Annotated in this window: 18 protein-coding genes; 15 read left to right on the top strand and 3 right to left on the bottom strand. The window is 70.5% G+C overall.

Annotated elements, in window-relative coordinates; all coding sequences use genetic code 11:
- Positions 1-128: 128 nt before the first annotated feature.
- Complete coding sequence (gene uvrA / locus LMU33_RS23505) at positions 129-3,155, top strand: excinuclease ABC subunit UvrA (protein WP_228622517.1); 3,027 nt, start codon at positions 129-131, stop codon at positions 3,153-3,155.
- Positions 3,156-3,316: 161 nt separating this feature from the next.
- Here uvrA and LMU33_RS23500 read toward each other — a convergent pair whose 3' ends face one another.
- Positions 3,317-4,228, bottom strand: coding sequence for a carbohydrate kinase family protein (locus LMU33_RS23500; RefSeq protein WP_228622516.1), 912 nt, complete (start codon positions 4,226-4,228; stop codon positions 3,317-3,319).
- A complete protein-coding gene (locus tag LMU33_RS23495) occupies positions 4,225-5,355 on the bottom strand; it encodes a LacI family DNA-binding transcriptional regulator (protein WP_228622515.1) in 1,131 nt (376 codons plus the stop codon). Before LMU33_RS23495 ends, LMU33_RS23500 begins: the two co-directional genes overlap by 4 nt.
- Before the next feature lie 240 nt (positions 5,356-5,595).
- Between LMU33_RS23495 and LMU33_RS23490 the strand changes: the two genes are divergently transcribed.
- A complete protein-coding gene (locus LMU33_RS23490; protein WP_228622514.1) occupies positions 5,596-6,024 on the top strand; it encodes a Rieske (2Fe-2S) protein in 429 nt (142 codons plus the stop codon).
- A gap of 242 nt (positions 6,025-6,266) precedes the next feature.
- Here LMU33_RS23490 and LMU33_RS23485 read toward each other — a convergent pair whose 3' ends face one another.
- Positions 6,267-7,214 carry a hypothetical protein gene (locus LMU33_RS23485; protein WP_228622513.1) on the bottom strand — a complete coding sequence of 316 codons (948 nt, stop codon included), beginning with the start codon at positions 7,212-7,214 and terminating at the stop codon, positions 6,267-6,269.
- Positions 7,215-7,498: 284 nt separating this feature from the next.
- Between LMU33_RS23485 and LMU33_RS23480 the strand changes: the two genes are divergently transcribed.
- The 13 genes from LMU33_RS23480 to LMU33_RS23420 all read left to right on the top strand — a co-directional run.
- The gene (locus tag LMU33_RS23480; protein ID WP_228622512.1) at positions 7,499-7,876 is read left to right on the top strand and encodes a hypothetical protein; all 378 of its coding nucleotides are present in this window, start codon (positions 7,499-7,501) and stop codon (positions 7,874-7,876) included.
- Between the two features lie 66 nt (positions 7,877-7,942).
- Positions 7,943-10,039 carry an excinuclease ABC subunit UvrC gene (gene uvrC, locus LMU33_RS23475; RefSeq protein ID WP_228622511.1) on the top strand — a complete coding sequence of 699 codons (2,097 nt, stop codon included), beginning with the start codon at positions 7,943-7,945 and terminating at the stop codon, positions 10,037-10,039.
- Positions 10,036-11,055: an RNase adapter RapZ gene (rapZ, locus tag LMU33_RS23470; protein ID WP_228622510.1), complete on the top strand. Its 1,020-nt coding sequence runs from the start codon at positions 10,036-10,038 to the stop codon at positions 11,053-11,055. Before uvrC ends, rapZ begins: the two co-directional genes overlap by 4 nt.
- Entirely contained in the window at positions 11,052-12,143 is a 1,092-nt protein-coding gene (locus LMU33_RS23465) for a gluconeogenesis factor YvcK family protein (RefSeq protein ID WP_228622509.1), read from the top strand. The genes rapZ and LMU33_RS23465 overlap by 4 nt, the downstream gene beginning before the upstream one ends.
- On the top strand, positions 12,134-13,123 hold the full coding sequence (whiA, locus tag LMU33_RS23460) for a DNA-binding protein WhiA (protein ID WP_030583311.1): 990 nt from the start codon (positions 12,134-12,136) through the stop codon (positions 13,121-13,123). Before LMU33_RS23465 ends, whiA begins: the two co-directional genes overlap by 10 nt.
- A 173-nt stretch (positions 13,124-13,296) precedes the next feature.
- Positions 13,297-16,260: a M14 family metallopeptidase gene (locus LMU33_RS23455; RefSeq protein ID WP_228622508.1), complete on the top strand. Its 2,964-nt coding sequence runs from the start codon at positions 13,297-13,299 to the stop codon at positions 16,258-16,260.
- Positions 16,261-16,603: 343 nt separating this feature from the next.
- Positions 16,604-17,611 (top strand): type I glyceraldehyde-3-phosphate dehydrogenase, encoded by a 1,008-nt coding sequence (gene gap / locus LMU33_RS23450; protein ID WP_069781521.1) that lies wholly within the window; start codon positions 16,604-16,606, stop codon positions 17,609-17,611.
- A 144-nt stretch (positions 17,612-17,755) separates the two neighbouring features.
- Complete coding sequence (locus tag LMU33_RS23445) at positions 17,756-18,967, top strand: phosphoglycerate kinase (RefSeq protein WP_228622507.1); 1,212 nt, start codon at positions 17,756-17,758, stop codon at positions 18,965-18,967.
- A gap of 3 nt (positions 18,968-18,970) precedes the next feature.
- Positions 18,971-19,747: a triose-phosphate isomerase gene (gene tpiA, locus LMU33_RS23440; protein WP_228622506.1), complete on the top strand. Its 777-nt coding sequence runs from the start codon at positions 18,971-18,973 to the stop codon at positions 19,745-19,747.
- A 114-nt stretch (positions 19,748-19,861) separates the two neighbouring features.
- Positions 19,862-20,092: a preprotein translocase subunit SecG gene (gene secG, locus LMU33_RS23435; RefSeq protein ID WP_228622769.1), complete on the top strand. Its 231-nt coding sequence runs from the start codon at positions 19,862-19,864 to the stop codon at positions 20,090-20,092.
- Positions 20,093-20,323: 231 nt separating this feature from the next.
- Positions 20,324-20,659: an RNA polymerase-binding protein RbpA gene (locus LMU33_RS23430; RefSeq protein WP_003976875.1), complete on the top strand. Its 336-nt coding sequence runs from the start codon at positions 20,324-20,326 to the stop codon at positions 20,657-20,659.
- A gap of 129 nt (positions 20,660-20,788) precedes the next feature.
- A complete protein-coding gene (locus tag LMU33_RS23425; protein ID WP_228622505.1) occupies positions 20,789-22,051 on the top strand; it encodes an MFS transporter in 1,263 nt (420 codons plus the stop codon).
- A gap of 52 nt (positions 22,052-22,103) precedes the next feature.
- Positions 22,104-22,817: phosphoglucose isomerase-related protein (locus LMU33_RS23420; RefSeq protein WP_504967696.1), on the top strand; the 714-nt coding region annotated here is incomplete at its 3' end.

The following is a 22,817-nucleotide window of genomic DNA, read 5'->3' as shown; positions in this document are numbered from 1 at the left end:
CATGCTGGATGGCCGGGGGTTGTTATGCAACCGGGCAATCCGACCGGCGTTGTCAGTGGCTCCCCCTAGTCTGAAGAAGCACGGGGGCCCCGCCCCTGTCACTTCTCTCAAGAAAGGTGCGGACCGGCGTGGCCGACCGTCTCATCGTCCGTGGCGCGCGCGAGCACAACCTGAAAAACGTCTCGCTCGACCTGCCGCGTGACTCGCTCATCGTCTTCACGGGCCTGTCCGGGTCGGGCAAGTCCTCCCTGGCCTTCGACACGATCTTCGCCGAGGGCCAGCGGCGCTACGTGGAGTCGCTCTCCTCATACGCCCGGCAGTTCCTCGGCCAGATGGACAAGCCGGACGTCGACTTCATCGAGGGCCTGTCCCCGGCAGTCTCCATCGACCAGAAGTCGACCTCGCGCAACCCGCGCTCGACGGTCGGCACCATCACCGAGGTCTACGACTATCTGCGTCTGCTCTTCGCGCGCATCGGCAAGCCGCACTGCCCCGAGTGCGGCCGCCCGATCTCCCGCCAGTCGCCGCAGGCCATCGTCGACAGGGTCCTGGAGCTGCCGGAGGGGAGCCGCTTCCAGGTGCTGTCCCCGCTCGTGCGCGAGCGCAAGGGCGAGTTCGTCGACCTCTTCGCCGACCTGCAGACCAAGGGCTACTCCCGCGCACGTGTGGACGGGCAGACCATCCAGCTGTCCGAGCCGCCGACGCTGAAGAAGCAGGAGAAGCACACCATCGAGGTGGTCGTGGACCGCCTCACGGTGAAGGAGTCCGCCAAGCGCCGCCTCACCGACTCCGTGGAGACCGCCCTCGGCCTCTCGGGCGGCATGGTCGTGCTCGACTTCGTCGACCTCCCCGAGGACGACCCCGAGCGCGAGCGCATGTACTCCGAGCACCTGTACTGCCCGTACGACGACCTGTCCTTCGAGGAGCTGGAGCCCCGCTCCTTCTCCTTCAACTCGCCCTTCGGCGCCTGCCCCGACTGCACCGGCATCGGCACGCGCATGGAGGTCGACCCCGAGCTGATCGTCCCGGACGAGGAAAAGACCCTGGACGAGGGCGCCATCCACCCCTGGTCGCACGGGCACACCAAGGACTACTTCGGCCGCCTGATCGGTGCCCTCGCGGACGCGCTCGGCTTCCGCACGGACATCCCGTTCGCGGGCCTGCCGCAGCGCGCGAAGAAGGCCCTGCTCCACGGCCACAAGACCCAGATCGAGGTCCGCTACCGCAACCGGTACGGCCGCGAGCGCGTGTACACCACGCCTTTCGAGGGCGCGGTGCCGTTCGTCAAGCGCCGTCACAGCGAGGCCGAGAGCGACGCAAGCCGCGAGCGCTTCGAGGGCTACATGCGCGAGGTGCCCTGCCCCTCCTGCGAGGGCACGCGCCTGAAGCCGATCGTCCTCGCGGTCACGATCATGGAGAAGTCGATCGCCGAAGTCTCCGGGATGTCGATCAGCGACTGCGCGGACTTCCTCGGCCAGCTGAAGCTGAGTGCCCGGGACAAGAAGATCGCCGAGCGGGTGCTGAAGGAGGTCAACGAGCGACTGCGCTTCCTGGTCGACGTCGGCCTCGACTACCTCTCGCTGAACCGCGCGGCCGGCACGCTCTCCGGCGGCGAGGCCCAGCGCATCCGCCTGGCCACCCAGATCGGCTCCGGCCTGGTCGGCGTCCTGTACGTCCTCGACGAGCCGTCCATCGGGCTGCACCAGCGGGACAACCACCGACTGATCGAGACCCTGGTCCGGCTGCGCGACATGGGCAACACGCTCATCGTCGTGGAGCACGACGAGGACACCATCAAGGTCGCCGACTGGGTCGTGGACATCGGCCCCGGCGCCGGTGAGCACGGCGGCAAGGTTGTGCACAGCGGCTCCCTGAAGGAGCTGCTCGAGAACACCGAGTCGCAGACCGGCGCGTACCTCTCGGGCCGCAAGGCGATCCCGCTTCCGGACATCCGCCGTCCCCGCGACCCGTCCCGCCGGCTCACCGTGCACGGCGCCCGTGAGAACAACCTGCAGGACATCGACGTGTCGTTCCCGCTGGGCGTGTTCACGGCCGTCACGGGCGTCTCCGGATCCGGCAAGTCGACGCTGGTCAACGACATCCTGTACACGCATCTGGCCCGCGAGCTGAACGGCGCGAGAAACGTCCCCGGACGGCACACGCGCGTGGACGGCGACGACCTGGTCGACAAGGTCGTGCACGTCGACCAGTCGCCGATCGGCCGGACCCCGCGGTCCAACCCGGCGACGTACACCGGCGTCTTCGACCACATCCGCAAGCTGTTCGCCGAGACCACCGAGGCGAAGGTCCGCGGCTACCTGCCCGGTCGCTTCTCCTTCAACGTCAAGGGCGGACGCTGCGAGAACTGCGCGGGCGACGGCACCATCAAGATCGAGATGAACTTCCTCCCGGACGTCTACGTCCCGTGCGAGGTCTGCCACGGTGCCCGGTACAACCGGGAGACCCTGGAGGTCCACTACAAGGGCAAGTCCATCGCCGACGTGCTGAACATGCCGATCGAGGAGGCCACCGACTTCTTCGAGGCCGTCCCGGCCATCTCCCGGCATCTGAGGACGCTGAAGGACGTCGGCCTCGGCTACGTCCGCCTCGGCCAGTCCGCCACCACGCTCTCCGGTGGTGAGGCCCAGCGCGTGAAGCTGGCCAGCGAACTGCAGAAGCGCTCCACCGGACGCACGGTCTACGTCCTGGACGAGCCGACCACCGGTCTGCACTTCGAGGACATCAGCAAGCTGCTGAAGGTCCTCGGCGGCCTGGTGGACAAGGGCAACACGGTCATCGTCATCGAGCACAACCTCGACGTGATCAAGACCGCCGACTGGATCGTCGACATGGGTCCGGAGGGCGGCGCCGGCGGTGGCCTCGTGGTCGCCGAAGGCACGCCCGAGGAGGTCGCCGGGGTGCCGGCCAGCCACACCGGCAAGTTCCTCCGCGAGATCCTCGGCGCCGACCGCATCAGCGACGCGGAACCGGTGCAGGCGCCGCGCGCCGGCACGGTCAAGAGGACGGCCGCCGCCAAGACGGCCGCGAAGAAGACGGTGACGGCCAAGGCCAACAACACGGCTACCAAGAAGGCCGACACGGTCACGAAGAAGGCGGCGGCCGCGAAGAAGACGACGCGGGCACGCAAGGCCTGACACACCACCAGAAAAGCTGCGCCCCGCGGGAACTCCCCGCGGGGCGCCGCTCGTTCCACCATCAGCCACCCCGGCTGCGAGGTACGTCAGGCCCCCGCCTCATGTTCCGGGCCGCACCTTGACAACAGCAGAGAGGAATACAGCCGAGAGAAGAGGGCCGCTCACAGATCACCGAGCTCGGCAGCGAACGGCGGCTCGGCTCCCGCCCGCGAGCAGGTGAGCCCCGCCGCGCGTGCCGCGAAGCGCAGCAGCCGCGTCCAGCCCTCCGTCCCGAGGGCGGCGAGCGCTTCCTCCGACAGCGCGTCCAGGGCGGAAAGTCCGTGCAGCAAGGCCGCGTTGACCGTGTCACCGGCGCCGATGGTGTCCACCACGGCGACCTTCTCACCCGGCACGGAACACTCCGCGCCGTCCCGGGTGAACGCGGTCAGCCCGTCCCCGCCCCGGGTCACCACCACGGCCGCCGGTCCCGCGGCCAGCCACTCGCGCGGGGTGCCGCCCAGCCACTCGGCGTCCTCCGCGGAGAGCTTCAGCAGCGTCACCGAGGGCAGCCAGCTCTTGAAACGCGCCCGGTAGGCGTCCGCGTCCGGGATCAGCCCCGCCCGGACATTGGGGTCGAGTGCGGTGAACAGCCCCTGCCCGGCCGCCGTGCGCATCAGCTCCGCATAGGCGCTCGCCCCCGGCTCCAGGACGAGCGAGCAGGTGCCGAAGGACACCGCGCGGGTACCGGCGGGCAGCGCGGCGGGGGCGGTGAACAGGCGGTCGGCGGTGCCGTCCACATAGAAGGAATAGGCGGCGGAGCCGCTGCCGTCGATCGTGGCCACCGCCAGCGTCGTCGGCTCCGCCCCGCGCTGCACGCCCGACACGTCCACCCCCGCCCGCCGCAGCCCGTCCAGCAGGGCCTCACCGAAGGCGTCGTGCGACGTCCGGGAGCAGAACGCGGTGCGGGAACCGAGCCGGCCAAGGGCCACGGCGGTGTTGTACGGGCCGCCGCCGAGGGCCGGCTTCAGGGTCGCGAGGGCGCCGGAGCCCTGCGGTACCAGGTCGATCAGTGCCTCACCGGCGACGACGATCACGAGGCGGTTCCCTTCTCCGACGGCGTTGATGACGCGGTGTGCCCGGGCTCCTCGGACCCGTCCGGCTCCTCGGGGCACCCGCAGGACGTGCGATGGACGAACGCGCACGGCAGCCGCACCGTGCGGGTCGGCCGACGCGGCTCGCCCAGACGGTCGAGGAGCACCTGGACGGCGCGCGCGCCCAACTCCCTGCTGGGCTGGGCGATGACGGTGAGCCGGGGTGAGAACAGATCGGCCCAGGCGAAGTCGTCGAAGCAGCACAGGGCGATGTCGTCCGGTACGGACAGGCCGTGCCGGCGCAGTGCGCGCAGGGCGCCGATGGTCATCGCGTTGTTGGCGGTGACGAGTGCCGTGGGCGGCTCGGGAAGGGCGAGCAGGGTGGCCGTGGCCTCCTCGGCACCCGAGGACTCGGAGTTGCCCGAGACGAGGAGCCGTTCGTCGAGGTCCAGCCCGGCGGCGCTGAGGCCGTCCTGGTAGCCGGAGACGCGCTCACTGGTGGTGCTGAGCCCTGGCAGGCCCGCGACCAGGCCGATCCTGTGGTGGCCCAGCCCGGCGAGGTGGGTGACCAGGCGAGCGGTCGGCTCCGCGCTGTCGGCGCAGACCTGGTCGTACCAGGGCGCGTCCTCGTCGGGGCCGGCGTCTGCCCCAGCACCGGCCGCGGAGCCGTCCGTTGCGCCCGCGTCGATCATCCGGTCCAGGAACACGGTCGGCACGGCTTGGCGGCGGAGATAGCCGACCAGTTCGTGGGGATCCGCGGAGGGAGCGACGATCAGGCCGTCCACCCGGCGCTCATGCAGGAACTGCACGACCTTGCGTTCGTGCCCGGGGTCGTCGTGCGGGTCCGCGATGAGCAGGCTGTAGCCCGCCTCCAGGGCGGCGGCCTCGACGCCCTGGAGGATCTCCGTGAAGTACGGGTTGCTGATCGCCGACACCGCGAGTCCGATGGAGCGCGTGCGGGAGGTCACCAGGGATCGTGCCAGGGTGTTCGGGGTGTAGCCGAGCGCGTCGATGGCGTCGAGCACAGCCTGGCGGGTGTGGGGCAGCACCGGGCGGGTGCCGTTCAGGACGTGGGAGACGGTCGCCACGGAGACTCCGGCGCTCCGCGCGACGTCCGCCATCGTGGGCATCGTCTCTTCCTCCTGAACCGAGCACAGTCCTTCCGGCCGGGACCGTACCCCATCGGCTCCATCCGCGTAAACGCTTGCGCAAGCGTTTACGCGCCTTCCTTCCCCGACCCTCCCCACGCATCCCGTCGCTCCTCACTGCAACGCCCCCCGCCCTTCCCCGCAGTCACCGCCCCGCCGGCCAGGCGGCGCTTGTGCCCGGGTATCGTCGCCCTGCACACCCCTTGAGCAGTGGAGTCCCAGATGCCCGCCCGACCGTCCGCGAGCCGTCGTACCGTCCTTCGAGGGGCCGCCGTGGCCCCGGTCGCCGGGCTCGGCCTGGCCGCGTGCTCGGCGCCGGGCCAGGGCAGCGCGGTCGCGGCGACCCCGACCGCGCCGGTGGACCTCGGTGCCGAGAGCGAGGTCCCGAAGGGCGGCGCCAAGCTCTACCGGGACCACAACGTGGTCGTCGGCCGCGACGGGAGCGGTGAGCTGAAGGCCTACAGCACCATCTGCACGCATGCGGGGTGCCCCATCAACAAGCTCCAGGGGACGACCCTGACCTGCCCCTGCCACGGCAGCCAGTTCGACGCCGTGACGGGCAAGGTGGTCCAGTCACCGGCCACCGAGCCCCTGGCCGAGCTGCCGGTCAAGACCAAGAACGGCAGGATCATCGCCGGCCCGGGCGCCTGAACGGACAGCCGCGCCGGCACCGTGCCTGAACGGGGCGTACGGCCGCACAACACCGCCGGCACAGCCGCGCGCGCCGCCATGCTCCGGCGTGACCGTGCTGCCACACCGCTGCTCCGGCAAGCCGCACTCCCGCCGGTCCTGGGCCCTGTCCGCCGCGCCTTCCCCCCGGCGAGCCCGGGCCCATCGCCCACGCGACGCATCCCCACCGTCTCAACCTCAAGAGCCGCACACCCGAGGCGATTTCACTCCCACTCCCACGCGATGCCGACGATGCCCGGGCGGATCCGTGGTTCGACCACGTGGACGCAGTGATGGGGGCCGGTGACCGGCAGGTCGTGGCGGCCGGTGCGGGGGGCCGCCGTCGAGTGCTGGGCGAAGCGATGGCAGCGGGCCGGCAGGGCGGCAGCGGCGAACCGCACCTGGAGGGCGTACTGGCCGCCGGGGAAGCCGAAGCGGTGGAGGTACTCGCGGCAGGGCCCGGCCGTGCCGTCCTCGATGCCGTATCGGAAGAGGAAGGTGTCGCCGGCGCGCAGCCGGGTGTCGAAGAGCAACTCCGCGGCCAGCACACCGGTGTCCTGGTCCCAGCGGACGCGTCCCGTGCGGCAGTTCTCCAGCGCCCGCACCCTGATGTCGTGCGGGCGGCAGCCGGGGTCACCGTGGTGCACGGCGACGAAGCGGTCGACGCCGTCACGGTGGGCCCGCACGATGTGGTGGGCCTCGCGGCCTGCCAGCTCGCGCCGGGCGCCGATGCGGACGCATTCGTGGTGGCCCAGGGTGTGCAGCCCGCCGTCCAGGGACCAGCCGAGCTCGGCCCGGAGCCGGTCCAGGACGTCCGAGGCCTCGATCAGGGAGCGGTAGGAGCGCCCCGCCGGGCGGCCGGCCGTCGCGCGCCCGTCGGCCTCGGCGAGCAGCCGGATCAGTGACTCGTCCGGCAGCTGGAGGATCTCCTCCAGTGCCCGTACGGCCCGCAGCGACTCCGGGCGCTGGGGGCGCCGAGCGCCCTGCTGCCAGTAACTCAGGCTGGTGACACCTACCTTGACCCCGTGCCGGGACAGATGGTGCTGGACGCGCTGGAGCGGCAGCCCGCGTGCGGCGATCGCGGCGCGCAGCGCCACGTGGAAGGGGCCGCCCCGCAGGGCCGTGTCCAGTTCCGCGGTGGGGAGGTGCGCGTGCTCTGTGGCATGCCGCATGCCGGGGCGCCTTTCTGTGAGGTGTCGCTACGGCTGGTCAGGCCGCCTGCGCCGGTGTCCGGGGCCCACCCCCTTGGGCGTCGTGGACGCCCCTGGCTGCGCACGCCGCGCCGGTACGTGTGCGTGCACGGCCCCGAGTTCCCCCGCATTGAAGCGTGTTGACCAGACCCCGACAACACCTCGAACCCGCCATGGCCGCCCCCGGCCGGGCCGGCGGGTCTGCGCCGGAGCCTCCGGTCACGGCCGTCACGCCCGCCCCAGCCGGCCGATGGGAAGATCGACGCGTGACCGAGACCTGGACCTTCGACGGTGATTGCACGGCCGTGACGGCGGAGGAGTCGGTCATCGTGCTGCGGAGGCGGATCGCCGAGAGCCGTCTCGAGACCCGGCTGACCGGCTCCGCCGGGCGCCTGCTGACCGTGGTGAGCAATACCGAACGCGCCCTGGTGATGCTTCTCGACGAAGAGGGCGACCCGGGCGCCCACGCCGTCTCCGCGGGATCCGGGGGAGGGGTGAGCGGGGGTTTCCGGCTGGCGAACGGGCAGTGCGACACGTACCCCGACGAGGACACCGTGCCGCTCGACGAGGCGTTCCGGATCGTCCGGCACATGATCGGTACGGGCCTGCCGCCGGCGGACACGCGATGGGCTGTGGACAGGTGAGCGGCACGGGCGGGCGTTGTCCACAGGCCCGACGCGGTGTCGGTGCTCGCCAGTAGGGTGTGAGACATGGCCGATCCCTCCAGCTACCGCCCCAGGCCGGGTGAGATCCCGGACTCCCCCGGGGTGTACAGGTTCCGTGACGAGCACCGCCGGGTGATCTACGTCGGAAAGGCGAAAAGCCTGCGCCAGCGCCTGGCGAACTACTTCCAGGACCTGGCGAACCTGCACCCGCGCACCCGGTCGATGGTGACCACCGCCGCGTCCGTGGAGTGGACCGTGGTGTCCACGGAGGTCGAGGCCCTCCAGCTGGAGTACTCCTGGATCAAGGAGTACGACCCCCGGTTCAACGTCAAGTACCGCGATGACAAGAGCTACCCGTACCTCGCGGTGACGATGAACGAGGAGTTCCCGCGCGTGCAGGTGATGCGCGGTCACAAGAAGAAGGGTGTCCGGTACTTCGGGCCGTACGCGCACGCATGGGCCATCCGGGACACCGTCGACCTGCTGCTGCGCGTGTTCCCGGTGCGCACCTGCTCGGCCGGCGTGTTCAAGAACGCCGCCCGCACCGGCCGCCCCTGCCTGCTCGGCTACATCGGCAAGTGCTCCGCCCCCTGCGTCGGCCGGATCAGCCCCGAGGACCACCAGGAGCTGGCCGAGGAGTTCTGCGACTTCATGGCCGGCCGCACCGGCACCTACCTCCGCCGTCTGGAGAAGCAGATGATGCAGGCGGCCGAGGACATGGAGTACGAGCGGGCGGCGCGGCTGCGCGACGACATCGAAGCCCTGAAGAAGGCCATGGAGAAGAACGCCGTCGTGCTCGCCGACGCGACGGACGCCGACCTCATCGCCGTCGCCGAGGACGAGCTGGAGGCGGCCGTGCAGATCTTCCATGTGCGCGGCGGCCGGGTGCGCGGACAGCGCGGCTGGGTGACCGACAAGGTCGAGGAGATCACCACCGGCGCCCTGGTCGAGCACGCCCTGCAGCAGCTCTACGGCGAGGAGACCGGGGACGCCGTCCCCAAGGAGGTCCTGGTCCCGGCACTGCCCGAGCCCGTCGAGCCGGTCCAGGAGTGGCTGACCGGCCGCCGCGGGGCCAACGTCTCGCTGCGCATCCCGCAGCGCGGCGACAAGAAGGCGCTGATGGAGACCGTGCAGCGCAACGCCCAGCAGGCCCTCGCGCTGCACAAGACCAAGCGCGCCTCCGACCTGACCACGCGCTCGCGCGCCCTGGAGGAGATCGCCGAGGCCCTCGACCTGGACAGTGCCCCGCTGCGCATCGAGTGCTACGACATCTCGCATCTCCAGGGGGACGACGTGGTCGCCTCCATGGTCGTCTTCGAGGACGGCCTGCAGCGCAAGAGCGAGTACCGCCGCTTCCAGATCAAGGGCTTCGCGGGCCAGGACGACGTCCGCTCCATGCATGAGGTGATCACCCGCCGCTTCAAGCGTTACCTCGCGGAGAAGGAGAAGACGGGGGAGTGGGCCGAGAGCTCCGGCACCGAGGACGCCCTCACCGACGGCGACGGCACGCTCACCGGCCCGGACGAGATCACCAACTCCCTCAAGGACGACGACGGCCGGCCGAAGAAGTTCGCCTATCCGCCGCAGCTCGTCGTGGTCGACGGCGGGCAGCCGCAGGTCGCCGCGGCCCGGCGCGCCCTGGACGAGCTGGGCATCGACGACATCGCCGTCTGCGGCCTCGCCAAGCGCCTGGAGGAGGTCTGGCTGCCAGGCGACGACGACCCGGTGGTCCTGCCCCGCACCAGCGAGGGCCTCTATCTGCTCCAGCGTGTGCGTGACGAGGCCCACCGGTTCGCGATCACCTACCAGCGCACCAAGCGCGCCAAACGCTTCCGGGCCGGCCCCCTGGACGACGTCCCCGGCCTCGGCGAGACACGCAAACAGGCGCTCATCAAGCATTTCGGCTCGGTGAAAAGGCTGCGGTCCGCCACAATCGAACAGATCCAGGAGGTGCCCGGGATAGGCCGGAAGACGGCCGAGACCATCGCGGCGGCCCTCGCCCAGGCGGCTCCGGCCGCACCCGCCGTGAACACGGCGACTGGAGAGATCATTGATGACGAGGAACCCGATACGACGGCGGGTTCCTCGGGGGAGCCCGTAACCGCGGGCCTCCCGGACGAACGACGGGGGCAGGAGAGATGACGGACCACGACGCACAGCCCACAGCGGAGCGAGATCGGGCCCACAGGGAGGCGGGGCAGGATCAGCCACACCCCGCGGCCGGCGAGCAGCCCGCGGCCCAGGAAAACGGAGCACAGGTGAGCACGGACGGTACGCCGGCCGCAGGCCCGGAAGTGGCCATCCCCGAGCTGGTGATCATCTCAGGCATGTCCGGAGCGGGACGGTCGACAGCGGCGAAGTGTCTGGAGGACCTCGGCTGGTTCGTCGTGGACAACCTCCCGCCCGCCCTCATCCCCACCATGGTGGAGCTGGGCGCCCGCTCCCAGGGCAACGTGGCGCGGATCGCGGTGGTCGTGGACGTACGCGGCCGGCGCTTCTTCGACAATCTGCGCGAATCCCTCGCCGACCTCGACACCCGGGGCGTCACCCGGCGGATCGTCTTCCTCGAGTCCTCCGACGAGGCCCTGGTGCGCCGCTTCGAGTCGGTGCGCCGCCCGCACCCGCTGCAGGGCGACGGCCGCATCGTGGACGGCATCGCCGCCGAGCGCGAGCTGCTGCGCGAGCTGCGCGGCGACGCCGACCTGGTGATCGACACCTCCAGCCTGAACGTGCACGAGCTGCGCGCCAAGATGGACGCCCAGTTCGCCGGCGAGGAGGAGCCCGAGCTGCGGGCCACCGTGATGTCCTTCGGCTTCAAGTACGGCCTCCCGGTCGACGCCGACCTGGTCGCGGACATGCGGTTCCTGCCCAACCCGCACTGGGTCCCGGAGCTGCGCCCGTTCACCGGCCTGAACGAGGAGGTGTCGGCGTACGTCTTCAACCAGCCCGGCGCGAAGGAGTTCCTCGACCGGTACGCCGAACTGCTGCGGCTCATCGCCGCCGGCTACCGGCGCGAGGGCAAGCGGTATGTGACCATCGCCATCGGCTGTACGGGTGGCAAGCACCGCTCGGTCGCGATGTCGGAGAAGCTCGCCGCGCGCCTCGCGGCCGAGGGCGTGGAGACGGTGATCGTGCACCGGGACATGGGACGGGAATGACGGAACGTACACGGCGGCTCGGCATGCTGCGCCGGATGGTGCCGGAGGGGCACTCCAGCCGTGCCGCGGCCGATGGGACGGCCCGCCCCGCCGAGTCCCGCGGCGGCCGTCCCCGGCGCCGGGGCGCTCAGCCCAAGGTGGTCGCGCTCGGCGGCGGCATGGGCCTGTCCGCCTCGCTCGCCGCGCTGCGCCGGATCACCGGCGACCTCACCGCCGTCGTCACCGTGGCCGACGACGGCGGCTCCAGCGGCCGGCTGCGCGACGAACTGGGCGTGCTGCCGCCCGGCGACCTGCGCAAGGCGCTGGCCGCGCTGTGCGGCGACGACGAGTGGGGCCAGACCTGGGCCCGGGTCATCCAGCACCGCTTCCAGTCCAAGGGCGATCTGCACGAGCACGCGGTCGGCAATCTGCTGATCGTCGCCCTGTGGGAGCAGCTCGGCGACCATGTCCAGGCCCTGGACCTGGTCGGCAAGCTGCTCGGCGCGCACGGCCGGGTGCTGCCCATGTCCGCCGTGCCGCTGGAGCTGCAGGCCCTGGTCAAGGGGCACGACCCGGAGCGCCCGGAGGACGTGGACACCGTGCGCGGGCAGGCGAACGTCGCCCTGACGCCCGGCGAGGTCCAGTCGGTGCACCTGGTGCCGCACGACCCGCCGGCCGTGCCCGAGGCCGTGGCGGCGGTGCTGGACGCGGACTGGGTGGTGCTCGGCCCGGGCTCCTGGTTCTCCTCGGTGATCCCGCACCTGCTCGTCCCCGAGCTGCTGGACGCCCTCACCGAGACCAAGGCACGCAAGGTGCTGTCGCTGAACCTCGCCCCGCAGCCGGGAGAAACCGAGGGCTTCTCCCCGCAGCGTCATTTGGAGGTTTTGGGGCGACACGCCCCTAAACTCGCCCTGGACGTGGTGCTGGCCGACGAGGCCGCCGTGCCCGACCGCGACTCGCTCACCGAAGCCGCCAAACGGCTGGGAGCCGCGATCGAGCTGGCGCCGGTGGCCCGGACCGACGGAACACCCCGGCACGACCCGGAGCTGTTGGCCGCCGCGTACGACCGTATTTTTCGGATGCATGGAAGGATCGGCCCATGGCGATGACGGCAGCGGTGAAGGACGAGATCTCCCGGCTCCCCGTCACCCGGACCTGCTGCAGGAAGGCGGAGGTCTCCGCCATTCTGCGGTTCGCCGGCGGCCTTCACCTGGTGAGCGGGCGCATCGTGATCGAGGCGGAGCTGGACACCGCGATGGCGGCCCGCCGCCTCAAGCGGGACATCCTGGAGATCTTCGGCCACAGCTCCGAGCTGATCGTGATGGCGCCCGGCGGGCTGCGCCGCGGCTCGCGGTACGTCGTGCGGGTCGTCGCGGGCGGTGACCAGCTGGCCCGCCAGACCGGCCTGGTCGACGGCCGCGGCCGGCCGATCCGCGGGCTGCCGCCGCAGGTGGTCTCCGGGGCCACCTGTGACGCGGAGGCCGCCTGGCGCGGGGCCTTCCTGGCGCACGGCTCGCTGACCGAGCCCGGCCGTTCCTCCTCCCTGGAGGTGACCTGCCCGGGCCCGGAGGCCGCGCTCGCCCTGGTCGGCGCCGCCCGCCGGCTGTCGATCGCCGCGAAGGCGCGCGAGGTGCGGGGCGTGGACCGGGTGGTCGTCCGCGACGGCGACGCGATCGGCGCGCTGCTGACCCGGCTCGGCGCGCACGAGTCCGTGCTGGCCTGGGAGGAGCGCCGGATGCGCCGCGAGGTGCGGGCCACGGCCAACCGTCTCGCCAACTTCGACGACGCCAACCTGCGCCGCTCGGCCCGGGCCGCTGTGGCCGCGGGTGCGCGGGTGCAGCGGGCGCTGGAGATCCTGGGCGACGAGGTCCCCGAGCACCTCGCCGCCGCCGGCCGTCTGCGCATGGAGCACAAGCAGGCCTCGCTGGAGGAGCTGGGCGCGCTCGCCGACCCGCCGCTGACGAAGGACGCGGTCGCGGGCCGTATCCGCCGCCTGCTGGCCATGGCCGACAAGCGCGCCGCCGACCTGGGCATCCCGGGCACGGAGGCCAACCTCAGCGAGGAGCTGGCGGACAACCTGGCCGGCTGAACCAGCCAGACCAACAGGCCGGTACCGGCGCCCAGTTGGAGTTTCGGTACCGGTCTTCGCGTACCCGGCGGCCCTTCGTTCGGGTGGCCGTTAAGCGCTCTTGACTCCATCTCGGACTGACATGAGCCTGGCAATCTGTTCGCCGCTGTGGCGGACCACCGCTAGGGGGGTTCATGAGACACAGAGCGAGATCGATCCTCGCTGTCGGCGCGCTCCTGATCGGCGGAGCGAGCCTCGCACCCGTAGCCCAGGCACAGAGCGCAAGCCCGGCGAAGTCCGACCCGGACGCGGTCAAGGTCTTCCGCGCCGAGGTCACCAGGCAGCAGATGCCCCTGCTTCTCCAGGCCGGCCAGGACGGTGACGAACTCGCCGAACAGGTCACCGGAGGCGGAAAGGCCGGGAAGTCCGAGGTCGAGGTCTACCTCACCGATCAGCAGGCCGCGAAACTCCGCGCACAGGGCGTCGACCTCACCGAGCACACCGTCCCGGCCAAGACGCAGGCGCGCATCGAGAAGGCGTCCCAGGGCGTGTTCCGCCCGTACAGCGGTAAGGGCGGACTCAAGGAGGAGATCCTCCGCACCGCCCAGGCCAACCCCGGCCTGACCAAGGTCGAGTCCATCGGCAGGACGGTCGACGGCCAGGACATCCTCGCCCTCAAACTGACCAGGGACGCAAGGAAGGCGAAGGACGGCTCGAAGCCGTCCGTGCTGTATCTGTCCAACCAGCACGCGCGCGAGTGGATCACACCGGAGATGACCCGGCGTCTGATGCACTACTACCTGGACCACTACAAGTCCGACAAGCGCATCCGGAGGATCGTCGACTCCACCGAGATGTGGTTCGTCATCTCGGCCAACCCCGACGGCTACGACTACACGTTCAAGAACTCCACGACCCGCCTGTGGCGCAAGAACCTGCGGGACGTCAACGCGGACGGTGCCATCGGCACGGGTGACGGCGTCGACCTCAACCGCAACTTCCCCTACAAGTGGGGCTACGACGACGAGGGTTCGTCCCCCGACCCGACCAGCGAGACCTACCGCGGCGCGAGCCCCGAGTCCGAGCCCGAGACCAAGGCGCTGGACGGCTTCGAGAAGCGCATCGGGTTCAGGTACGCCGTCAACTACCACTCCGCCGCCGAGCTCCTCCTCTACGGCGTCGGCTGGCAGGTCGCCACCCCCACCCCGGACGACGTCCTCTACAAGGCGCTCGCCGGCACCCCGGACAACCCGGCCGTCCCCGGCTACCGTTCGCAGGTCTCCTCGGAGCTGTACACCACCAACGGCGAGACGGACGGGCACGCGTCGAACGTCAACGGCATCGCGATGTTCACCCCCGAGATGTCGACCTGCCAGACCGCGTCGCAGATCGACCCGAACGACGCCTGGAAGCCCGAGGACTGCCAGTCGGTCTTCAACTTCCCCGACGACGAGAAGCTGATCCAGCAGGAGTTCGCCAAGAACATCCCGTTCGCGCTCTCCGTCGCCGAGACCGCCGTGCACCCGGACCACCCGGTCTCCTCGGTCGGGCTGAGCGCCGCCGACTTCACCCCGGCCGCGTTCCCCACGTCGTACTCCCGGGGCGCGGACCAGGAGGTCTCCGTCGTCGTCCGCAAGGCGATCCACGACAAGGAGCTGAAGTACCGCGTCGACGGCGGCCGTACGCACGACCGGGCGCTGCGGCGCTGGAAGGGCGGCAAGACCTACGGCGGCAAGGACGACCTGTACTTCGACGAGTACCGGGCAAGGGTGCAGGGAGGCGAGCCGGGCGACAGGGTCGAGGTGTGGTTCACCGGCCGGACGAAGGGCGGAAAGAAGGTCTCCAGCTCGCACTTCACGTACACCGTCGCCGAGCGGCCCAAGGCCGACACGCTCGTCGTCGCAGAGGAGGGCGCGGCCGCAACGCAGGCGCAGAAGTACGTGGACGCGGTGAAGGCGGCCGGGCACCGGGCGATCGTGTGGGACGTCGCCACGCAGGGCGCCCCGGACGCGCTCGGCGTGCTGAAGCACTTCCCGAGGGTCGTGCACTACTCGGGCGCGAAGGGCCCCGGCAACGCCACCCAGCTCCAGCTGCGCGCCTACCTCAACGAGGGCGGCCGGCTGATCGAGGCCGGTGAGCTGGCAGGCGGCAACGTCGACCTCGGCGACGGCACCCTCTCGGACGACTTCAGCCAGTACTACCTGGGCGCCTACAGCCGTACGTCGACCAAGGGAGCCACCGGCTTCACCGGCACCGGCGCCCTGGACGGCTACTTTGCCGCCCTCGGCGACGCGCCCGGCGATCCGCTGGACAAGGCCGGCACCTACGGCGTCACCTCCGACGAGCTTGCGGCGTCCGCGTATCCGCAGTTCAAGAGCGCCGGCGCGGGCCGGTTCGCCGGGGCGGTGAGCCCCTACGGGCCGTACTCCGGCTCGTACATGGCCGCCGCCGTGCACACCGACGACGCCTACAAGCGCCTCACCCGTACCATCGACCTCACCGGTGTCGGTGCCGCCGACAAGCCGGCCCTCACCACCCGGCTGTTGTGGGACACCGAGCCGGGCTACGACCACGCGGTGATCGAGGCGCACACCGTGGGCGCCGACGACTGGACCACGCTGCCGGAAGCCGGGGGCGCCACGAAGACGGCCGTACCGGCGGACTGCGGGCAGGGGTTCCTGATCGCCGAGCACCCCTGGCTCAAGCACTATCTGACGCTCGCGGACAACGCCTGCACCGCGACCGGCACGACCGGCTCCTGGAACAGCCTCACCGGCAGCTCCGGCGGCTGGCAGCAGGCCACCTTCGACCTGAGCGCCTACGCCGGGAAGTCCGTCGAGGTCTCGATCAGCTACATCACCGACCCGGGCACCGGCGGACACGGCGTGCTCGCCGACGACGCCTCGCTCGTCGTCGGCGGAACGGCGAAGGAGACCGAGGGCTTCGAGTCGTCGCTGGGCGCCTGGCACGTGGCCGGACCGCCCGCGGGCAGCCCGCCGGCCCGGAAGGACTGGGCGCGCTCCGGGGCGCTGTTCCAGACGTACGCGGCGGTCACCACGGACGACACCGTGCTGCTCGGTTTCGGCCTGGAACAGGTGTCGTCGGCGGCCGACCGGGCAGCCCTGGTGAGGAAGGCGTTCGCGGCGCTCGGCGGGTGAGGGGCGCCACGTTGACAGATCCCGCTCGCCTTGTTCCAACAGGTGAGCGGGAGTCCTCTCAACGGTGCGCGGAAGGGGCCCTGATCAAGTGAGCCGACCCGCTCACGAACGAGTGAAGACGACGCAAAAACCGCCCGGCATTCCGTACTAAATACGAGTGAATCCACTGCCGTTCCGGCACGGTCCGTACCCCTACTGGCGGGTACGAACTGCCTGCCCGTGTATGGGCCATCTCGATGTCACCCCGGGGCCCTCCGGGAGGTAGGGTCGGTGGTGGTCGGGGACATCCCAAACAGAGCTCGCCGGCACCGCATGGCCGGCGTACCAACGAGGAGATCGGTTCGTGACGATCCGCGTAGGCATCAACGGCTTCGGCCGCATCGGGCGTAACTACTTCCGCGCGCTGCTGGAGCAGGGGGCGGACATCGAGGTTGTGGCTGTCAACGACCTCGGTGACACCGCGACCACCGCTCACCTGCTCAAGTACGACACGATCCTGGGTCGCCTCAAGCAGGAGGTGTCCCACACCGCCGACACCATCACCGTGGACGGCCACACCATCAAGGTGCTCTCCGAGCGCAACCCGGCCGACATCCCCTGGGGCGAGCTGGGCGTCGACATCGTCATCGAGTCGACCGGCATCTTCACCAAGAAGGAAGACGCCGCCAAGCACATCGCCGGTGGCGCGAAGAAGGTCCTCATCTCGGCCCCGGCCAAGGACGAGGACATCACCATCGTGATGGGCGTCAACCAGGACAAGTACGACCCGGCGAACCACCACGTCATCTCCAACGCCTCCTGCACCACCAACTGTGTGGCCCCGATGGCGAAGGTCCTCGACGAGAACTTCGGCATCGTCAAGGGTCTGATGACCACGGTGCACGCGTACACGAACGACCAGCGCATCCTGGACTTCCCGCACAAGGACCTGCGCCGCGCCCGTGCCGCCGCCGAGAACATCATCCCGACCACCACCGGTGCCGCGAAGGCCACCGCGCTGGTCCTGCCGCAGCTCAAGGGCAAGCTGGACGGCATCGCCATGCGCGTCCCGGTCCCGACCGGCTCGGTCACCGACCTGGTCGTGGAGCTCGGCCGCGAGGTCACCAAGGAAGAGGTCAACGCCGCCTTCCAGAAGGCCGCCGAGGGCGAGCTGAAGGGCCTGCTCGACTACACCGAGGACCCGATCGTCTCCTCGGACATCGTCAACGCGCCGGCCTCCTGCACCTTCGACTCCTCCCTGACCATGGTCCAGGAGGGCAAGAACGTGAAGGTCATCGGCTGGTACGACAACGAGTGGGGCTACTCCAACCGCCTCGTGGACCTGACGGTCTTCGTCGGCAACCAGCTCTGATCGCCGAAGATCGCAGCAGCAGGACCTTGAAGTGAGAGCAGGGCTCGGGCAGCGCACCGCCGCGCTGTCCGGGCCCTGTCTCGCGTACGGTCCACGTCCTTTTACGATCAGGTGCACCACGAGCCCTCCTTTGGAGTCCACTCAATGAAGACGATCGACGAACTTCTCGCCGCCGGCGTGAGCGGCAAGCGGGTCTTCGTCCGCGCCGACCTCAACGTGCCGCTGGAGAGCGGCACCATCACCGACGACGGACGCATCCGTGCCGTCCTGCCCACCGTCAAGGCCCTCGCGGACGCGGGCGCCAAGGTGGTCGTCGCCTCGCACCTGGGCCGCCCCAAGGGCGCCCCGGACCCGGCCTACTCCCTCGCGCCGGCCGCCTCCCGCCTGGGTGAACTCCTCGGCTCCGCCGTGGCCTTCGCGACCGACACCGTCGGCCGGTCGGCCCAGGACACGGTCGCGGGCCTCACCGACGGCCAGGTCGCCGTCCTGGAGAACCTCCGCTTCAATCCCGGCGAGACCAGCAAGGACGACGCCGAGCGCGGCACGTTCGCCGACCAGCTCGCCGCCCTGGCCGACGTCTACGTCGGCGACGGCTTCGGCGCGGTCCACCGCAAGCACGCCTCCGTGTACGACCTCCCGGCCCGGCTGCCGCACTACGCCGGCTACCTCATCGCCACCGAGGTGGGCGTCCTGAAGCAGCTCACGGAGGATGTCAAGCGCCCTTACGTCGTCGCGCTCGGCGGCGCCAAGGTCTCCGACAAGCTCGCCGTCATCGACCAGCTGCTCGGCAAGGCCGACCGCCTGCTCATCGGCGGCGGCATGGCCTACACCTTCCTCAAGGCCAAGGGCTACGAGGTCGGCATCTCCCTCCTGCAGGAGGACCAGATCCCGGTCGTCACGGAGTACATGCAGCGCGCCGAGAAGCAGGGCGTCGAGCTGGTGCTCCCCGTCGACGTCCTGGTCTCCCGGGAGTTCCCGGACCTGAAGACCAAGGCGCCGGCCGTCTACGACGTGGTCGACGCGGACAAGATCCCCGCCGACCAGGAGGGCCTGGACATCGGCCCGAAGACCCGGGAGCTGTACGCCTCGAAGCTCACCGACGCCGCGACCGTGTTCTGGAACGGTCCCATGGGCGTCTTCGAGCACCCCGACTACGCGGGGGGCACCGCGGCGGTGGCCCAGGCCCTCCTCGACTCGGACGGCTTCACCGTCGTCGGCGGTGGTGACTCCGCCGCGGCCGTGCGTACGCTCGGCTTCGACGAGAACGCATTCGGCCACATCTCGACCGGTGGCGGCGCCTCCCTCGAATACCTCGAGGGCAAGACGCTCCCCGGCCTTGCCGCACTGGAGGACTGACCTTTGAGCACCCGCACGCCGCTGATGGCGGGCAACTGGAAGATGAACCTCAACCACCTCGAGGCCATCGCGCACGTCCAGAAGCTCGCCTTCGCCCTGGCCGACAAGGACTACGAGGCCGTCGAGGTCGCCGTCCTGCCGCCCTTCACCGACCTGCGCTCCGTGCAGACCCTGGTCGACGGCGACAAGCTCAAGATCAAGTACGGCGCCCAGGACATCTCGCAGCACGACTCCGGTGCCTACACCGGCGAGATCTCCGGCCCGATGCTGGCCAAGCTGAAGTGCACGTACGTGGTCATCGGCCACTCCGAGCGCCGCCAGTACCACAACGAGACCGACGAGCTCGTGAACGCCAAGGTCAAGGCCGCCTACAAGCACGGCCTGACCCCGATCCTGTGCGTCGGCGAGGAACTGGACGTCCGCGAGGCGGGCAACCACGTCGCCCACACCCTCGCCCAGGTCGAGGGCGGCCTGAAGGACCTCCCGGCCGAGCAGGCCGAGACCGTCGTGATCGCCTACGAGCCCGTGTGGGCCATCGGCACCGGCAAGGTCTGCGGCGCCGCGGACGCCCAGGAGGTCTGCGCCGCGGTCCGTGCCAAGATCGCCGAGCTGTACTCGCAGGACGTGGCCGACAAGGTCCGCATCCAGTACGGCGGCTCCGTGAAGTCGGGCAACGTCGCCGAGATCATGGCGCAGGCCGACATCGACGGTGCCCTGGTCGGCGGCGCCTCGCTGGACGCCGACGAGTTCGTCAAGATCGTGCGTTTCCGCGATCAGTGACGCACGCTGCGAGTAGGCGGTAGCGACGATACGTCGTACCCTTGCGGGGGCACAGCCGACGTGCTGTGCCCCCGTCGTCCATCCGAATCCGAGGAAGTTGGTCCAGCCGTGGTTTTGGGGTTCTCGATCGCCCTGATCGTCTTCAGCCTGCTGCTGATGCTGCTGGTGCTGATGCACAAGGGGAAGGGCGGCGGCCTCTCCGACATGTTCGGTGGCGGCATGCAGTCCTCCGTCGGCGGCTCCTCGGTCGCCGAGCGCAACCTGGACCGGATCACGATCGTGATCGGCCTGCTGTGGTTCGCGTGCGTCATCGTCCTCGGCATCCTGATGAAGACGAACAGCTGATATGAACAGCTGACACGCCGCGCAGCACACACATCACGCATATTCCGTACGTAAGGCCCCATGTTCGGTACGCGCTCCTGGGCGCGGCCTATCATGGGGCTTGCGTCTAGGAGCGGGGCCCTTGCAACTCCAATCACTGGACGCGCGTTGGGCCTTACGTAGACTGAGGCGCTCGCAGCGAAGCGAAACGCCGACTCGCTTCGCGGCACCATCACGCAGGGAGTTACGACCGTGGCAAGTGGCAACGCGATCCGAGGAAGCCGGGTCGGGGCGGGGCCGATGGGCGAGGCCGAGCGCGGCGAGTCCGCGCCGCGTCTGCGCATCTCCTTCTGGTGCTCCAACGGGCACGAGACGCAGCCCAGCTTCGCCAGCGACGCGCAGGTGCCCGAGACCTGGGACTGCCCGCGTTGCGGCTTCCCGGCCGGTCAGGACCGGGACAACCCGCCGGACCCGCCGCGCACCGAGCCGTACAAGACGCACCTCGCGTACGTACGGGAGCGGCGCAGCGACGCGGACGGCGAGGCGATCCTCGCCGAGGCGCTCGCCAAACTGCGGGGCGAGATCTAGCACTTGACACCGGCCGGGCGCTTTGAGGTGCCTGGCCGGAGCCGTATCGCCCCGCTCGGCCGACCGATTGTCAGTGGTGCCCTCTACGGTTTTTCGTGAAGGCGAAAACCGTGCGGGGGAGTTCTGACAATGGTCCAGACGGGGGAGAGGCATGCGCCGGCGTGGCGCGGGGGCTTCGGGCGGTTGTGGACGGCCGCCGTGGTCTCCCGGTTCGGGGACGCCCTGAGAGGAGCCGCGCTACCGCTGCTCGCCGCGTCGCTGACCGACCGGCCCCTGCTCATCGCCTCGGTCACCGCCTGCGGGTATCTGCCCTGGGTCGTCTTCGGACTGCTCGGCGGCGCGATCGCCGATCGCGTCGACCAGCGGCGCGCGATGTGGACCGTGGACGCCGTGCGCGGGCTGCTCATGGGTTCCTTCGCGGTGGCCGTCGCCCTGGGCCACGCCTCGATCGCGCTGCTCGTTGCCCTGGCCTTCACGCTGACCACCCTCCAGACGCTGTTCGACAACGCCGCCACGGCCCTGTTGCCGGCCCTGGTCGACGGGCAGGCGCTCGGCAGTGCCAACGCCAGGCTGATGACCGGCCAGAATATCGTCGGCGGTCTGCTGGGCGCGCCCGTCGTGCCGGTGCTGATCGCCGCCGGCGCGGCCGTCCCCTTCGCGGCCGACTCCGCCACCTTCCTCGCGGCCGCCGCGCTGGTCGCCTCCCTGCGGACCGAGGCACCCGAGCGCGCGGCCGGACCGGCGGGCAGCAGTCTGCGCGGGGAGATCGCCGCAGGACTGCGGACCCTGTGGCACGACCGGGCCCTGCGCGGGCTGTGCACCGCCACGGCGCTGTGCAACATCGGCATGGGCGCCCTGATCGCCACCCTGGTGGTCCTGGTGACCGGCTGGCTGCACGCGGGCACGGCGGGATACGCGGCGGCGACGACCGCGTACACCCTGGGCGGTCTGGCCGGCGGCGCGCTCAACCGGTGGGTCACGGCCCGGCTCGGCCCGCTGCGGACCGTGCTGCTCGCCGGCGCCGTGCAGATCGGCGCGCTCGTCGTCATGGGCTCCGTGCGCAGCCTGACCGCTCTGGTGGCTGCCCTCGCCGTCTTCGGCTGCATGGGCATGCTCTGGAACGTCAACACCACGACCCTGATGCAGCAGCGCACACCCGCCGGGCTGCTGGGCCGGGTCAGCTCCGCCTTCCGCACCCTCGCCGTCGCCGGAGCCCCGCTGGGCGCCCTGCTCGGCGGCGCCGTGGCCACGGCGTGGGGCCGCAACACGCCGGCCCTGCTGACGGCGGCCTTCTTCGTCCTGTCCGTCACCGCGCTGATACCGGCCCGCAAGCCGGACGTACCTGTTGTTGCGCCGCACGACGGTGCCACGACGGCTCGTGCCGTGCGGTGATCAATTAGGTTGGAACAGCTGGGACAGGCACGAAAGAAGGCGGAAGTCGGAAATGAACGCAGACGGCCGGACCAGGCTCAACCAGACGCCCGAATGGACCGCTCTCGCCAAGCACCGCGAGGAGCTGGCCGACACCCATCTCAGGGAGCTGTTCGCCGCCGATCCGGGGCGGGGTGAGGGGTACACGCTCCAGGTCGGCGACCTGTACCTCGACTACTCGAAGCACCTGGTCACCGACGAGACGCTGCGGCTGCTGCGCGAGCTGGCCGCCGCCACGGACGTGTTCGCCCTCAGGGACGCCATGTTCCGCGGCGAGAAGATCAACGTCACCGAGCAGCGGGCCGTGCTGCACACCGCGCTGCGCGCCCCGCGGGACGCGGTGATCGAGGTCGACGGCGAGAACGTCGTCCCGAGGGTGCACGCCGTCCTCGACAAGATGGCCGACTTCGCCGACCGCGTCCGCTCCGGTGAGTGGACCGGCCACACCGGCAAGCGCATCAGGAACGTGGTCAACGTCGGCATCGGCGGCTCCGACCTGGGCCCCGCGATGGCCTACGAGGTGCTGCGCAGCTTCACCGACCGCGGCCTGACGGTCCGCTTCGTCTCCAACGTGGACGGCGCCGACCTGCACGAGGCCACGCGGGACCTGGACCCGGCCGAGACGCTGTTCATCATCGCCTCCAAGACCTTCACCACCATCGAGACGATCACCAACGCCACCTCGGCCCGGAAGTGGCTGCTGGACGCGCTCGGTGACGAGTCGGCG

The organism is Streptomyces barringtoniae (assembly GCF_020819595.1).
GTDB lineage: Bacteria > Actinomycetota > Actinomycetes > Streptomycetales > Streptomycetaceae > Streptomyces > Streptomyces barringtoniae.
Note: the sequence above shows the minus strand (reverse complement) of the source record. Positions and strands in the feature narration are given on the sequence as shown.